Here is a 15361-nt window from a genome sequence, read left to right as displayed (position 1 = left end):
CATTCCGCTTACTTAAGTTTGGCGACCGTAACGCCGTCGCCGCCCTCGCCGGCTTCGCCGATGCGGATGTCCCGCACGGCCCGGTGGGTTTTGAGATAGGTTCTGACTCCCTTTTTGAGCGCCCCGGTGCCTTTGCCGTGGATGACGATTATTTCGCCAAGCCCGGCAAGGATGGCGTCGTCGATGTATTTGTCCAGGGCTGCTTCCGCTTCTTCCACCGTCTGGCCGCGGATATCGACTTCGCGGGACGCCTGCTGGGCCTTGGTCAGGTCTATCACCGCCCGACTCCGGCTCTCCTTCCGGGCTGGCGCCGACTCGGCAAGCCGGCAGCTGGCCAGCGGCACGTTGAGCTTCATTATGCCCAGCTGAACGGTGACCTCGTCGCCGGCCACGGCGAGAACGGTGCCTTTTTGCCCGAGGGTGGCGACGTATACTTTCGCGCCGGGAACGAGGTCATCTGCGGTGGCGGGCGCGCCCTGTTCCCGCTCGTCGGCCTCGTCGCCAAGGGCGCGCACGGCGCCGAGGCCGGTGGCGAGGCGACGGCGGGCGCCGTCGATGGCCTGCTGCCTCTCCCGCATGGTTTCGGAAGCGAATTGGGCTTTGAGGTCGGCGATCACGGACTCAGCGTCTATCCTGGCCTGGCGCAGCACCCGTTCCGCTTCGGCCTGGGCTTTGTCGATAAGTTGTTTCTTTTTCTCGGCAAGGGCTTCTTTTTCTTTTACAAGGCTCCGTCTGAGTTCTTCGCCTTCGCGCTGCAGGTGGCGTACTTCATCCTGGCGGTCGGCGAAGAGCCGCTTCTGCTCTTCAAGGGCGGTGAGCACTTTGTCGAATTCGGCGTAGTCTTCGTCGATGAGTTCCTGGGCTCTGGCGACGATGGCGGCATCCAGGCCGAGACGCTGGGAGATGAGGAACGCCTTGCTGCTGCCGGGCATACCGATCTGCAGCCGGTAGGTGGGTCTCAGGGTCTGTATGTCAAATTCTACGCTGGCGTTTTCGATTCCATGTCTGGAGTAAGCGAAGGTTTTCAGTTCGCTGTAGTGGGTGGTGGCGATGACGCGAGTGCCGCGCCGGTAGAGGTACTCAAGGATGGACATTGCCAGGGCTGCCCCTTCGTCGGGGTCGGTGCCGGCGCCGATTTCGTCGATGAGCACAAGGTCGTCGGCGGCGACGCGGCCGAGGATACGGACAAGGTTGGTCATGTGGGCGGAGAAGGTGCTGAGGCTCTGTTCGATGCTCTGCTCGTCGCCGATGTCGGCGAAGACATTGGCGAAGACGGGCATCTCCGACTGCGAGGCGGCGGGTATGAATAGGCCGGCCTGGGTCATGAGGGCGAAGAGCCCGACCGTTTTAAGGGTGACGGTTTTGCCGCCGGTGTTGGGGCCGGTGATGACGAGCACCGTAAATTCCTTGCCGACGCGTACGTCGATGGGGACGACGACTTCCGCGGGGATGAGGGGATGGCGCGCGCGGCGGAGGTTGACGCAGCCGGCGGTGTTGAGCAGAGGACGGACGGCTTGCATGTTGAGGGCGAGGCGGGCCTTGGCGAACGCGAAGTCGATCTGGCCGAGGGCCCGGCAGGTTTCCAGCAGTGGGTCGGCCGCGGCGGCAACCTGGGCGGTGAGGTGGCGCAAGATACGCTCGATTTCGTTTATTTCGGCGGCCATGAGTTGCTTGAGGTCGTTGTTGAGGTTGACGACGCTCATCGGTTCGATGAAAACGGTAGCGCCGCTGGCCGACTGGTCGTGCACTATGCCGGGGAAGGCGTGGCGGTATTCCTGTTTTACCGGGATGACGTAGCGGTCGCCACGGATGGTGACAATGGCATCCTGGAGCAGTTTCTGGTATTCGCCGGAGTGGATGATGTGATCGAGTTTTTCTTTTACCCGGCTCTGGGTAACGCGAATTTCCCGGCGGATGCGGGCCAGTTCGGGGCTGGCGCTGTCGAGGACGGCGCCCTGGTCGCTGATTGTGTCTTCGATGGCGCTTTCCAGGCTGCGGAAGACGGAGATCGCCGCAGCCGTTTCTTCCAAGTGTGGCACCGGGTTGGTCAGGTCGACGAAAAATTGCTTCATCCGCCGCGCGGCGTAAAGGGTGCTGGCGATTGCGACGAAGTCGGTCGGCTCGAGGCTGGAGCCCCGTGCGGCCCTATGCAGCTGGTCGCGGATATCGCGGATGCCGCCGAGGGGAATGATGGCGGCGGCGGCCAACATGTCGAATGCCTCCTGGGTCTCGTCGAGCCGCCACTGTACGTCGGCGGCGTGATTGACCGGCTCTAGGACTTCCGCTACCTCCCGCCCCAGCGAGGAGCCGGTGGCGGCGGCCAACATGGCGCGGATTTTATGGAATTCGAGGGTCTTCAGAACTGATGCATCCATCGGCGGTTTTCTCCTCTATTTGTCCTTGGGTTAGCTACATTGTAGATTTAGAGTACTCCCCGGAAATAATGTCCGCGGGTGATATCTTTGTGTTCAACGGACTTTATATTGTCGCCGACGAACAGAGGGTGATTCTCTCCCTTGTCGAGCAGTTCACGGTAGAGGCGGGTCGTTCTGGCAAGTTCGTCCTGCGTGGCCGCCTTGCCTTCGATGCGGATGCGGGCCGCGCCGGACCGGGCCAGGCGAGGCACATGGGGGAGCATGCTGAGCTCTTTGGCGTTGAGGATGTGCATGCGGCAGAACTGGTCGCCGGCGACGGGGAAGGTTTCGCCCATTCTGTCCCTGAGCAGGTAGCGGCCTTTGAGGCACGGCTTTGTGCACGCGCCGATGTGAAGGCCGCCGAGGAAGCTGCCCATGACGCAGTATTCCGAGATCATGAGGGTTAGATATCCGTGGACGAGGCATTCGATTGCGATGTCCGGTTCAGCGGCAAGCTCCTCGACCTGCCCGAAGGTAAGCTCGGGGGAAAGGGTGAGGCTGGCGAGCCCCTGGGCGGCATAAAACCGGATGGCAGCGCTGTTGTAGATGTTGAGGGGCCAGTCGCCGTGGATGGCCAGGCCCGGCACTTTGCCCGCACGCCGGAGGGCGCCGAGGTTGGCCACGGCGACGGCGTCGGGGGCAAGGTCCCGAAAGAGTTCAAGGTCGGCTTCGAGGGCAGGCCACTGCCAGTCCTGGACGAGGCGGGGCGTGCTGAGGATGACGGCGAGGCCGCGCTCGCGGGCCAGGGCTACTACCCGGCGGTAGTCGTCCGGGGCGGGCGGCCGGCCGGAGAGGCTATCGCCGCCGAACATGATGATGTCGGCTCCGTTGGCGGCGGCGGCGGCGGCTTTATCGACGGTATCGGTGTTGACGGTCAGGGCGGGCTTGCGGGGAGTGTCGCTCCGCGGACCGGGCAGGAAGGCGGTCAGGTCGGGGACGGTCGCCGCCAGAGGCGGGCGGGAATAGCGGGCCAGGCGGGCTGCCTCCAGGTCTTCGACGGCCTGACGCCGCGCTTCGTTGAGTTCGCTGAGCGGGACCATAACTTCACCTTCGATACGGCTTTCGAGGCCGCGGAGGGCAAAAACGGTCGTACCCAGCCGACCGAGCTGGGCGGCAAGCGTTTCTTCGTTAAGAGGGCGCTTGATGGCTTTTTCGGCCAGGAATGACGTCTGTCCTGAGCCGGTGTTGCCGGCTTCGTCGGTGAGGGTGACTGTCAGTGGCCGCCCCTCCCCCACCGCCACGCTGGCGTCAACCGGCAGACGGCGCTGCGGGCCGGCGCCGCTGAAGCTGGCCCGCGCCTTTTCCATGAGGGCGGCGTCGAAGGTTTTGAACACCCGGTCGCCGGCCCGGACCGGTCCTTCAACCGGGATGGTGGCCACGGCCAGGGCGGGGGCGGTATTGACGGGGCGGCCGTCGACGGAGAGACTGGTTACGGTGGCGCTCGACCGGCCGCCGACTTTAACCCAGAACTCGACAATATCGCCGAGGGCGAGCGGTTCGTCGAGTTTGATCTGCGCCGTCTTTTTCCGCGGGTCGTAGCCGATGACGCGACCGATGCGAACGCCGCGGTTGTTGGGGCGGCGGTCGCTCATCATTTCACGCCCCTGTTTGCCGAACAGGTAGGCGGAGGTGAAGCCGCGGTTGAATATCTGAGCCATGTTCTTCTGGTCCTGTTCGGGAACGGCAAAGCCGCTCCGGTCGGCGAGGCTGGCGTCGATGGCCCGGCGGTAGCTGTCGACGACGACGGCTACATATTCGGCCCGCTTCATGCGGCCTTCGATTTTGAAGGAGACTACGCCGGCGTCGATAAGCTCGGGGATATGCTCAATGGTGTTGAAGTCTTTGGGGCTCAGGAGGTATTCCCCGGCGTCCTGGCCGGCGAGTACGTCCCGGCCCGCTTCATCGAGGAGGGTGTAAGGCAGGCGGCAAGGCTGAGCGCAACGCCCGCGGTTGCCGCTGCGGCCGCCGATCATGCTGGACATCAGGCATTGCCCGGAGTAGGATATGCAGAGGGCGCCGTGGATGAAGGTTTCGATTTCGATTGGGGAGCGCTCGCATATCCGGCGAATGGCGTCCAGCGACAGTTCCCGCGCCAGCACGACGCGGCTGATGCCCTGCCCGGCAAGGAACTCAACCGCGGCTAAATTATGGACTGTCATCTGGGTGCTGGCGTGCAGGGGCAGGTCGGGCGCGACGCGGCGGGCTACGGCGACAACACCGATGTCCTGGACGATGACGGCGTCCACGCCGATTTCGTACAGATGGCGTAGATAATCCGCCAGGGCGGGAATTTCGCTGTTATCGACAAGGGTGTTGACTGTCACGTACACGGCTACGCCCAGGAGGTGGGCGTTTCGCACCGCTGCGGCCAGTTCCTCGTCGCTGAAGTTGGCGGCGTACGCGCGGGCGCCGAACTGCCGTCCGCCGAGGTATACGGCGTCGGCGCCGCTGTTTAGGGCAGCGGCGAAAGCTTCGGCGTTGCCGGCGGGTGCCAGTAGTTCAACCATTTTCTACACCTTCTTTTAGATAGGCGATGATGGCGGGTTTAATGTCGGTGAGGCTGCGGATGCCTGCGGCGACCTGGCGGCACCCAGGTCCGAACAGGATTGTCGGCACGGGGTTGAGGGTGTGGGTTTTGGTGGTGAAGTCCTCGAAGTTGCCGTGGTCGCTGGTGATTATCACCAGGGTTTCTGCGGCGGCCCGGTGGACGGCGGTGAGAAAGCCATCGAGGTTGGCAACGATTTTCGCCGCTTCCTCCCAGTCGTGCTTATGGCCCTGACGGTCGGTCTGGAAGTACTCGAACATGGTAAAACGGTGCTTGCCGGCGAGGGCCGCGAGCCTTCTTCCGGCTTCGTCCGGGCTGACGGTCGGCACACCTTCCACACCGAACCGCGGCAGCATCTCGTTGGTGATGTCCTGGTAGACCGCCGCGCCGGCGGCCATGTCGGCCAGAGAGCGCAAGGGCCGGCCCGCGCCGAGGATGGCGAGGGTGGTGACCGAATGGCGGCGTTTGCGGCGGGCCACAAGTTCCATGTAGTCGGCGGTGTACATATTGGCTGAGGTCACGCTGAAGCCGCCGGCGGCCAGATCGCCCGGCAGGCCGTGCGCGGCTATTATTTCGGCGAGGGCCGGACCGGGAAAGCCGAGGATGTGGCAGCCCATATGCTGCGGGGCGTTTACGCCGGTGAAAATGGCGGTCTGCCCGGTCGCGCTCTGCGGCAGGCCGGGTATTCCCATAGACGCGTCGGTCGGCACGAGGCACGCTTCGTCGCCGAGGATGAGACCAAGTTCCCTGACGAGCGGCGTGCCGAACAGATCGCGGAAAAAAGGCGGGTCGAAACGGACTAGCGGGTTGGCGGCCAGGTCGTTGTCCCCCAGTCCCAGGCCGTCGATGAAGATGAGCAGTACTCTTCGCATAGTAGGTCAAACGCTCCATTCGGATGCAATAAAAGAAGAAGGGCGAGCCCTTCTTTAGTGCAATACGTGCTCAGCAGTTGCTTTTTCCCTAGGCGGGGCGGCGGACTGCTGGCTTTGGACGTAGTCGGCGAGAATCCGCACGTCGGCTGCCAGCTGTTCTATTTTGGCCCATCCGGTCCCTGCCGGGCTGAGCGGGTTTTCGGAAAGGCTGCGGATAAAGTTTTCCAGGTCACGGCGGGTTAGCGGCTCCATATCGGGGCTTTTGATAAGCGTAAAGGTGCCGCAGCTCTCTAGGCGGGCCAGCTTGATGTCCTTGAGGTTGGAGAAGTCGAGACCCTGTTTGTGCAATTCCTGACGGAGGTCGTCGTAGTTGAACTGGGTCTTGGTCAGGTTCTGGCGGAGGATGCGGCCGTCCTCGATGAGTTCGACAGGTGTGCCTTCGAACAGCTTGCGCAGGAACTTGTTCTTGAGCGCCAGGCGGGAGAGCAGTTGCTGGAGGACGAGCAGGCCGATGAGCCCTTCGGCGCCGATGAGCAGACTCTCGTTGCGGGCCAAAGCTACGTTGGCGACAATGTCGCCGATGCCTACCATGAGAACGAAATCGAAGGGCGAAAGCTGACCCACGGCGCGGTTGCCCATAACGCGGACGACGATGAGCGCCACGGCGAAGATGGCCGCCATTCTGAGAATTACCTGACCGGGGGTCCCGTAGTCCATCGCCGCTGTCACTCCTTCCGCTGGTGTTATTATTGACCGCGGCTGGGAGCGGTATACCGGCGACCTTACTCGTCGTTCAGCATCTTGAGCAGCTGCTGATAGTCGGTTTGCAGGCGCAGGTATTCGTCGGCGATATTGAGCGCCGTGAGGATGGCAACCATGGTGGTTGACACGCGGGGGTTGCTGAAGGCGGTCTCGCGCATCCGCTCGTCGAGGAGGGCAGCCACCTTCATTATGCGTTCCGGCTCGGCGTCGCCCCTGAGAGGGTAGTTGTCGCCGAATATCTGCACTACGACTTTATGCTTCTTCGCGCCCATTTCTTCACCTTGCCTCACGCTGTGTCTATTGTGTATAATTCGCCCCTCACCCTTATTTTTCCTGCCGCAAGAAAAAGGCAGCCTGGCGGCTGCCGGTTCATCCCTTTATTCCTCTGACAGTTGGTCGCCATGCTTACCAAGCACACTGTTGCGGTGTCCGTAAACGAAGTAGACGGCAAACCCGATGGCCGACCAGATTACGAAACGGACCCAGGTGTCATAGGGAAGGTTGTACATGAGGTACCCGCAGGAGATCACGGCCAGGGGAGCGACTATGCCGACTGCAGGACAGCGGAAGGGGCGAGGAACTTCCGGCTTTGTGTAGCGGAGGACGAGCACGCCGATGGCCGAAACCACGAAGGCGAACAGTGTGCCGATGTTGGTGAGTTCGGCGATGATGCCGATGGGGGTGAACCCGGCGATCAAGGCCACGGCGATGCCGGCGACGATTGTGATGATATGGGGGGTGCCGTAGGTGGGATGCACGGCGCAGATGCCCCCGGGAATAAGTCCGTCGCGGCTCATGGCGAAGAAGATGCGGGTCTGGCCGTACATCAGGACGAGCAGCACCGTCGTTATGCCAGCGATGGCGCCGGTGCCGACGAGAGCGGAACCGAAGTTATAGCCTATGGCTCTGAGAGCGTAAGCCACAGGTTCGGCGTTGTTGAGCTGCGTGTAGGATACGACGCCGGTAAGGACGGCCGAAACGATGATATAAAGGATGGTGCAGACAACCAGCGAGCCGATGATGCCGATGGGCAGGTCGCGGTTGGGGTTTTTGCATTCTTCGGCAGTGGTGGCGACGGCGTCAAAGCCGATATAGGCGAAGAAGATGAGGGCCGCTCCGGCGGCGACGCCGCTAAAGCCGAAGGGCATCAGCGGCGACCAGTTGGCCGGGTTGACTTTCGGCCCCGCAAGGACGATAAAGATGAAAACGGCGACCAGCTTCACGATGACGAGTATTCTGTTTAGGGACGCGCTTTCTTTGGTGCCGCGCACCAATAGAAAGCTGAGAAAGATGGCGATGAAGATGGCCGGCAGGTTTACGATGCCGCCGTCGGCAGGAACGGCGGTAAGCGCTTTGGGCAACTCGACGCCCGCCGCCTTTAGAAGACCGATCATATATCCGGACCAACCGGCGGCGACCGCGCTTGAGCCGACCGAGTATTCGAGTACGAGGTTCCAGCCCACTATCCAGGCGACGATTTCGCCGAGGGCGGCGTACGAATATGTGTAGGCGCTGCCGGCTATGGGGACGATAGCGGCGAGTTCGGCGTACGCGAGGGCGGCAAAGGCGCACGCCAGGCCGGAGAGGACGAAGGAGAGCATTATGCCGGGACCGGCGTGTTGGGCGGCTGCCACCCCGGTCAGCACGAAGATTCCTGTGCCGATTATGCAGCCTATGCCCAGGAGGATGAGATCGGTCGCGCCGAGGGTTTTTTTGAGTTGTTGGCGGGCGGCCCCTTTTTTGAGTGTTTCGATGTTTTTGGTGCGGAAAACGTCCAGAAGCTCTCCCCCTTTTCAGCACAATACGACAGAAAGATGTCCCTGACAGTAGTATTGCTCCGGCGGCGCCAATAATACTGGCCGTGGGCAATCATTTCCTGCTGTCGGGGACATCTTTCACGCAATGATCCGCTGCTTATGGCAAAACGGGCTGGCTAAACCGCCGCGGTCATACCCGCAGTTTCGCAGCCAGTGTTTTTTCCATATGGTCAACGATACCGTTGCAGTAACCGTCGACTTCGTCGTCGGTGAGTGTGCGGTCGGTAGCCTGGAAGGTCAAGGCGAACGCGAGGCTTTTCGCTCCGGCCGGCACTTGTTCGCCGGTGTACATGTCGAAGAGGCGGATGCCGGCGAGCAATTCGCCGCCGCTTGCGACGATGGCCTCAGTCGCCTGGGCGGCTGTCACGCTTTGGGGAAGGATGACGGCCAAGTCGCGGGCAATGGCCGGGAAGCGCGGCAGCGGCCGGTAGCCGCCGATGAGAACGGACTGCTTTACGAGGCGGGCGACATCAAGCTCGAATACGTATACTTCACGTCCGAGGCCGAAGGCGTCAAGCACCTGAGGATGCACTGCGCCCACGGCGCCGAGCATTTCGCCGTCTTTAACGAACAGCGCTGTTTTGCCGGGATGCATGGCGTAGTATTCGCCTGACTGCACCTGGTAGCCGGTGATGCCGAGTTTCGCCAGCAGCACCTCGACCGCCCCTTTGGCGTCATAGAAGTCGACGGTTTCCCGCGACTGGTTCCAGGCGAGATCGGCCCGTTTGCCGCACAGGGCACCGCACAGCATCGGCGGCTCATCCGGCAACTCTGTAGGCGGAAGGCTGTGAGGCCGGTATACCGCCCCGAGTTCGTAGATTTTCAGGTCGTCGTTTTTGCGCGACAGGTTGCTGGCCACCGTCTGGAGAACGCCGCCCATCAGGGTGGTTTTCATGGCGGGAAAGTCATCGGTGATGGGGTTGAGGATGGGGATAGCTTTGCGCAATGCGCTGTCGTCCGGTAGGCCGAGCTTGTCGAATACCGCGGGGTGGGTGAAGCTGAAGGTGATGATTTCGCTGAAGCCGAGGCCGGCAAGGATGTCTTTGCTGCGGTCGGTTATCGTCTGGGTGTAGCTCTGGCTGCCGGCCTTGGCGTTGCCGAACGGGGTGGTCGCCGGGATGTTTTCGTAGCCCCAGATGCGGGCGATTTCTTCGCTGATGTCGGCCGGCCTGCTGACATCGCCCCGCCAGGTGGGGACGGTTATGAGCAACTTGTCGGGCTGGGTCTCGACGTCGAATTCCAGGCGGCGAAGGATGTCGACCATCTTGGCGGCCGGCAGGTCGACACCGAGGCGGGCGTTTATCTGGGCGGGGGAAACGGAAATCTGGCGCGGCAGTTGGACATCCGGGTAGGCGTCGATGATGCCGGGGCAGACGGTGCAGGCGCCCATTTCTTCCAGCAGTTGGGCGGCCCGGTCGAGGGCGCGGATGATATCGGCGGTGTTGACGCCGCGCTCAAACCGGCTCGACGCTTCCGAACGCAGGCCGAGCGCCTTGGAGGTGCGTCTGATGCTGGCGCCGTTGAAGGAGGCGGCTTCCAAGAGAACGGTGCGGGTGGCGTTTGTGACTTCGGTGGCCAGCCCGCCCATTACGCCGGCGATACCGACCGCCTGCACGGCGTCGGCGATGACCAGCATATCGGGGGTAAGCTCGCGTTTGACGCCGTCGAGGGTCGTCAGGCGTTCGCCCGGGTTGGCCCGCCGGACGATGATACGGTGCTTGGCGAGCAGGTTGTAGTCGTAGGCGTGCATGGGCTGGCCAAGTTCCATCATAACGAAGTTGGTAACATCGACAACATTGCTGATCGGCCGCATGCCGGCGGCCTGAACACGGCGTTGCAGCCAGGCGGGCGAGGGTCCGATCTTGACGTTCTGGAGAATGCGGCCGGTGAAGCGGGCGCACAGCGCCGGCTCATCGATGGTTATGGCAGCCAGGTCGTTGGCCTTATCGGCGCTTTCTTCCTTGAGCATGAGCATGGGTTTTCTGAGGGTGCCGCCGGTGAGTGCGGCAACCTCGCGGGCCAGCCCCAGAGAGTGGAAACAGTCGGCCCTATTGGGGGTCAGCTCAAATTCCAGCACTACGTCGTCAAGGCCGAGCACGGCAAGGGCGTCGGCGCCGGGCATGGTATCGGCGGGCAATATATATATCCCGTCGCGCAGCTCGGGGGGGACAATTTTGGCGTCCATGCCGAGCTCATCGCCCGAACAAAGCATACCCTGGGATTCGATGCCGCGAAAATTAGCTGTGCCGATTTCCAGCCCGTCAGCGAGCTTAGCGCCGGCGAGGGCCACCGGGACGACGTCGCCGGTTTTGAGATTGGTGGCGCCGGTGACGATTGTGACCGCGGAGCCGCCGATGTCCACCTTGCAGACCAGGAGTTTGTCAGCGTTGGGATGAGCGGTGATTTCGTCAATTCGCCCGGCGACTACTTTTGACAGGCCTTCGCCGCGGTATTCAATGTTTTCCACCGGCACGCCGGCCATGGTCATCATGTCGGCGAGTTTCTCAGGGGTTTCGGAAAACTCTACATAGTCTTTAAGCCAGTTGATTGATGTGCGCATGACGTATCCCCCCTTAAAACTGCGCCAGGAAGCGCATGTCGTTGTCGTAGAAAAGCCTGAGGTCGTCGATGCCATATACCAGCATGGCGATACGCTCCACGCCCATACCGAAGGCGAAGCCGCTGACCTGCTCGGGGTCGAAATTGCTCATTTCAAGGACGCGGGGATGGGTCATGCCGGAGCCGAGGATTTCCAGCCAGCCGGTGCCTTTGCAGGTGCGGCAGCCGCGGCCGGCGCACATGACGCAGGATATATCGACTTCGGCGCTCGGTTCGGTGAAGGGGAAGAAGCTGGGCCGGAAGCGCAGTTTGACGCTGCTGCCGAAAATCTCCTTGGCAAACTGGTCCAGGGTGCCTTTGAGGTCGGCAAAACTGATCCCTTTGTCGATGACAAGACCTTCGACCTGATGAAAGACGGGCGAGTGGGTGGCGTCGTAGTCGACCCGGTAGACTTTGCCGGGGGAGATTATCCGCACGGGAGAGTTGGGGGGAACGCTTTGCATGGTGCGGGCTTCGACCGGCGAGGTATGGGTCCTGAGCAGGATGTCCTGGGTGATGTAGAATGTGTCCTGCATGTCGCGGGCAGGATGATCGGGGGGCAGGTTGAGGGCCTCGAAGTTGAAGTAATCGGTTTCTATTTCCGGCCCTTCGACAATATCGAAACCCATGCGCATGAACACGGATTTTATCCTTTCAAGGGTCAACGTCAGCGGATGCTTGTGGCCGGATGCGGGCCTACGGCCGGGCAGGGTGACGTCGAGCCTGGCGGCGGCGATTTTGCCGGCCAGTTCCACTTTTTTCAGTTCTTCCGCTTTGCTCTGGATGAGTGTTTCCAGTTCGGCCCTGAGCTCGTTGACGAGTTGGCCGACCCGCGGCCTTTCGTCGGGGCCAAGGCTGCCAACGCCGCGCAGGATGGCCGTGAGGCTGCCCTTTTTCCCCAGGTACTTGACGCGGAGGTCATTGAGGGCATCGACGCTGTCCGCTTGGGGTATATCGGCGACGGCCGCCTGGCGAAGCTCTCTGAGTTGTTGTTCCATACTTACCTCCAATGTTCGTGATTACAAATAAAAAAGCTTTCGCCCCAAGGGGCGAAAGCTTTGCTTCCGCGGTACCACCCTACTAGTGTCCTCGCTTTTCCTTTAACGGGGAAAAACCGTCCGGCCTACGCAAGAAACCCTCTTCAGCGCGGATGCTCGGGAGTGAACTTCGGCCGTCCGTTTGCGGCGCCGCTCTCAGTCTGTGGCGGCATCCTCCCTGTGGAAACGAATCCGGCGTACTCTCTCCGTCATGGCAGGCAATCCTATTGGATCATCAGTCTTTTATAGAGTAAATACGCAGCAATGGAACCGGTGGCTTCGAACATTCTCCAGAAGAAATCGGCGGTCACCAGCAACGAGACCACACCCTCTCTGACATCATGGAAATTACAGGTCATTGCTAAAACGTATTATAGCATATCGGCCGGGAAATTACAAGGTTGACAGGCGCTGGCGGGCCGCTTCGTAAAGGATTACCGCCGCCGCTGTCGCGACATTGAGCGATTCGGCTTTGCCGTAGATTGGTACGATGATCCGCTCTGCGGCTTTTGCGAGCAGATCGGCGCCAACTCCCGCGCCCTCGTTGCCGAAGACGATGGCCGCCGGCCCGGACAAACGGGCGGCGGAGTAGACTGTCGCTCCCGCCAGATCGGTGGCGATAAGAGGGATCGCCGCCGTGACAAGGTCACGGAGAAACTCGTCGCTGGCCAGGCTCGCCACAACCGGCAGATGAAAGAGCGAGCCCATTGTAGCCCGCACGGTTTTCCCGGCGTAGAGGTCCGCGCAGCCTTTTAGCAACACCACGCCGCTGCAGCCGGCAGCGTCGGCGGTGCGGATGATCGTCCCGGCGTTCCCCGGATCCTGGATGCCATCGAGAACGGCGATGAGGGGTTTGGGCGACCGGGAGAGGACGTCGGCGAAGGAGACGGGGCGCTTGGCAGCGACGAGCATGATTCCCTGCGGCTCTTGGGTATCGGATATTTTGGCGTAGATCTGGTCGGAAACCTGAACCAGCCGGCACCTTTTTTCCCGCAGGGCGTCGAGTAATACTGCCGCGCGGGAATCGGCCGCCGCGGCGGCGGTGAAAACGCAGTTTTCGATTGGCCAGCCGGCGGCTACGATTTCTTCCGCCAGGCGGACGCCTTCCACGGTAAAAAGGCCAAGTTCGTCGCGATATTTTTTCTGCCGCAGGGACGCGACCGTTTTCACCAGCTGGTTGTGGGGGCTGGCGATGATTTCGGTCATTCCAGTTCCTCCAGTTTCTGCACGCCGTCGTTGGTGCCGACGACGATCAGAATATCCTGATCGCTGATCATTTCGCCCGGTTGGGGCGGCACGATGATCTGTTCGCCGCGCTTTATGGCGACGACGTTGACGCCGTATAGGGCGCGGAGGTTGGCCTGGGCCAGGCTGCGCCCCTGAAGCGTTACCGGGGCGGCCACTTCGACCAGGCTGAGGTTGGGGGACAGTTCGATATAATCGAGGACATTGGCGGAAACGAGGCTGTGGGCAACTCGCATCCCCATGTCCCTTTCGGGATAGATGACTTTGTCGGCGCCGATTTTTTCGAGCATTTTGCCATGCAGTTCGTTGCGGGCTTTGGCGACGATGTTGGGCACGCCGATCTCCTTGAGAAGCAGGGTTGTGAGAACATTGGCCTGGATGTCTTCGCCGATGGCCACGACGACGGTGTCGAAATTGCGGATGCCAAGGGCCTTGAGGGCCGCTTCCTCGGTGGTATTCGCCTGTACGACGTGGGTGACCTCGTCGCTGAATTTCTGGACCCGCTCTTCGTTGGCGTCGATGGCAAGCACTTCATAGCCCGCCTTGGACAGCGTTAGGGCGACGCTCGTGCCGAAACGCCCCAAACCGATGATCGCGAACTGTTTATTTTTCTTGGCCATTGTTCGTCACCTCTAACCTATTATTACTTTACCTTCGGGGTATTTGACCATCGCTTTGCGCTGACGGAGGGCCAGCGCCAGGGCAAGAGTTATCGGGCCGACCCTGCCGGCGAACATGGTGAGTATAATCCACAGTTTGCCGGTGACGGAAAGGTCCGGGGTTATGCCGGTGCTGAGCCCTACCGTTCCGAAGGCGGATACGACTTCGAAAAGGATGTTGAGAAAGGGGGCCGACTCGCTGACGCATAGTATCATGGTGACCACGATTACCAGCAGCGCGGCGATGAACACCAGGGCAAACGCTTTGTAAATTATCGATCTGGACAGGCTACGCTCGAATATTTCCACGTCTTCCCGGCCGCGGACGAGCGCCCAGATAGCGGCGGCCAGCAGCCCGGCCGTGGTTGTCTTTACGCCACCGCCGGTGGAGCCGGGCGAAGCGCCGATAAACATCAGGATGACGATGAAGAATAGGGCGGCGTTGCCCATCTCGCCGATCGGCACGGTATTGTAGCCGGCAGTGCGGGTCGTTACCGACTGGAAGTAGCTGGCAAGGATTTTCCCGTCCCAGGAGAGCGGGCCGAGTGTGGCCGGGTTGTCCTGCTCGAAAGCGAAGATGACGACGGCGCCGAATGTGATGAGAAAGGCTGTGACGGTTAAAACGAGTTTGCTGTGAAGGGAGTAATCCCGGAAACGGCGATTTTCCCAGACGTCGGCCATGACGGAGAATCCTATACCACCGAGGATGATAAGGGCGGAGATAACGAGGTTGACGGTCAGGTCGTCGACATAGCCGGTAAGACTGCGGTATTCGCCGAAAAGGTCGAAACCGGCGTTGCAGAAGGCCGAAACGGCGTGCCAATAGCCGAAATAGATGCCCTTTACGCCGTAGTCCTGGTAAAAGCGGACCGCCAGAATTGTACCGGCGATAAATTCTATCAGCAGGGTGGCTTTGATGATATAGCGGGTGAGGCGCACGACGCCGGCGACGGTCAGCTGGTTCATAGCTTCCTGGATGATGAGCCGTTCGCGCAGGTTGATTTTTTTGCCCATCAGCAAAGCCATCAGGGTGGCCATGGTCATAATGCCGAGTCCGCCCGCCTGGATAAGGAGGACAATGACTATTTGCCCGAACAGCGAGAACCGTGTGCCGGTATCTGCCACAACCAGGCCGGTGACGCATACGGCCGAGGTCGCGGTAAAAAGGGCGTCGATGAATCGCAGCGGCTCGCCGGTGGCGGACGCCAGCGGCGTGGCCAGGAGCGCTGCTCCGGCGATGATAAGGCCGGCAAAGCCGGCCGCCAGGATCTGATAAGGAGTGAGCTTCCATTGGGATATGTCGAGAAGGTCGGTTACGTTATCGCGTACAGCCATGCTTTGCTTCCATCTCTTTCCGGGAATATATGGAATCGGGTGTGTCGGACTTATTATATACTTACAGTTTCCCGCTG

General features: G+C 61.3%; 11 protein-coding genes. All 11 read right to left on the bottom strand.

Going from position 1 to position 15361, the window contains the following annotated elements; translation table 11 throughout:
- Positions 1-8: 8 nt before the first annotated feature.
- The 11 genes from RIN56_00235 to RIN56_00185 all read right to left on the bottom strand — a co-directional run bounded on the left by RIN56_00235 (position 9) and on the right by RIN56_00185 (position 15284).
- On the bottom strand, positions 9-2375 hold the full coding sequence (locus RIN56_00235) for an endonuclease MutS2 (GenBank protein ID MDR7865207.1): 2367 nt from the start codon (positions 2373-2375) through the stop codon (positions 9-11).
- Between the two features lie 47 nt (positions 2376-2422).
- Positions 2423-4921, bottom strand: coding sequence for a DUF3656 domain-containing protein (locus RIN56_00230; protein MDR7865206.1), 2499 nt, complete (start codon positions 4919-4921; stop codon positions 2423-2425).
- A complete protein-coding gene (locus tag RIN56_00225) occupies positions 4914-5831 on the bottom strand; it encodes an alkaline phosphatase family protein (protein ID MDR7865205.1) in 918 nt (305 codons plus the stop codon). The genes RIN56_00230 and RIN56_00225 overlap by 8 nt, the downstream gene beginning before the upstream one ends.
- A gap of 54 nt (positions 5832-5885) precedes the next feature.
- Positions 5886-6548, bottom strand: coding sequence for a DUF421 domain-containing protein (locus tag RIN56_00220; protein MDR7865204.1), 663 nt, complete (start codon positions 6546-6548; stop codon positions 5886-5888).
- Positions 6549-6613: 65 nt separating this feature from the next.
- A complete protein-coding gene (gene zapA / locus RIN56_00215) occupies positions 6614-6883 on the bottom strand; it encodes a cell division protein ZapA (protein ID MDR7865203.1) in 270 nt (89 codons plus the stop codon).
- Positions 6884-6970: 87 nt separating this feature from the next.
- Positions 6971-8371, bottom strand: coding sequence for an amino acid permease (locus RIN56_00210; protein ID MDR7865202.1), 1401 nt, complete (start codon positions 8369-8371; stop codon positions 6971-6973).
- 169 nt (positions 8372-8540) lie between these two features.
- On the bottom strand, positions 8541-10970 hold the full coding sequence (gene pheT, locus RIN56_00205) for a phenylalanine--tRNA ligase subunit beta (protein MDR7865201.1): 2430 nt from the start codon (positions 10968-10970) through the stop codon (positions 8541-8543).
- Positions 10971-10983: 13 nt separating this feature from the next.
- Positions 10984-12006, bottom strand: coding sequence for a phenylalanine--tRNA ligase subunit alpha (gene pheS, locus RIN56_00200; GenBank protein ID MDR7865200.1), 1023 nt, complete (start codon positions 12004-12006; stop codon positions 10984-10986).
- A 432-nt stretch (positions 12007-12438) separates the two neighbouring features.
- Complete coding sequence (locus RIN56_00195; GenBank protein ID MDR7865199.1) at positions 12439-13251, bottom strand: RNA methyltransferase; 813 nt, start codon at positions 13249-13251, stop codon at positions 12439-12441.
- Positions 13248-13910 carry a TrkA family potassium uptake protein gene (locus RIN56_00190; GenBank protein MDR7865198.1) on the bottom strand — a complete coding sequence of 221 codons (663 nt, stop codon included), beginning with the start codon at positions 13908-13910 and terminating at the stop codon, positions 13248-13250. The genes RIN56_00195 and RIN56_00190 overlap by 4 nt, the downstream gene beginning before the upstream one ends.
- 12 nt (positions 13911-13922) lie before the next feature.
- Positions 13923-15284 (bottom strand): TrkH family potassium uptake protein, encoded by a 1362-nt coding sequence (locus tag RIN56_00185; GenBank protein MDR7865197.1) that lies wholly within the window; start codon positions 15282-15284, stop codon positions 13923-13925.
- Between the last annotated feature and the right edge of the window lie 77 nt (positions 15285-15361).

The organism is Sporomusaceae bacterium (assembly GCA_031460455.1).
Classification (GTDB): domain Bacteria; phylum Bacillota; class Negativicutes; order Sporomusales; family UBA7701; genus Anaeroselena.
The sequence above is the reverse complement of the archived record's forward strand: the minus strand, read 5'-3'. Positions and strand labels throughout refer to the sequence as shown.

What these genes read in the sequence shown, in the direction of transcription:
- RIN56_00235 (MDR7865207.1), bottom strand. Translation starts at nt 2,375, where the DNA reads ATGGATGCATCAGTTCTGAAGACCCTCGAATTCCATAAAATCCGCGCC.
- RIN56_00230 (MDR7865206.1), bottom strand. Translation starts at nt 4,921, where the DNA reads ATGGTTGAACTACTGGCACCCGCCGGCAACGCCGAAGCTTTCGCCGCT.
- RIN56_00225 (MDR7865205.1), bottom strand. Translation starts at nt 5,831, where the DNA reads ATGCGAAGAGTACTGCTCATCTTCATCGACGGCCTGGGACTGGGGGAC.
- RIN56_00220 (MDR7865204.1), bottom strand. Translation starts at nt 6,548, where the DNA reads ATGGACTACGGGACCCCCGGTCAGGTAATTCTCAGAATGGCGGCCATC.
- pheT (MDR7865201.1), bottom strand. Translation starts at nt 10,970, where the DNA reads ATGCGCACATCAATCAACTGGCTTAAAGACTATGTAGAGTTTTCCGAA.
- pheS (MDR7865200.1), bottom strand. Translation starts at nt 12,006, where the DNA reads ATGGAACAACAACTCAGAGAGCTTCGCCAGGCGGCCGTCGCCGATATA.
- RIN56_00195 (MDR7865199.1), bottom strand. Translation starts at nt 13,251, where the DNA reads ATGACCGAAATCATCGCCAGCCCCCACAACCAGCTGGTGAAAACGGTC.
- RIN56_00190 (MDR7865198.1), bottom strand. Translation starts at nt 13,910, where the DNA reads ATGGCCAAGAAAAATAAACAGTTCGCGATCATCGGTTTGGGGCGTTTC.
- RIN56_00185 (MDR7865197.1), bottom strand. Translation starts at nt 15,284, where the DNA reads ATGGCTGTACGCGATAACGTAACCGACCTTCTCGACATATCCCAATGG.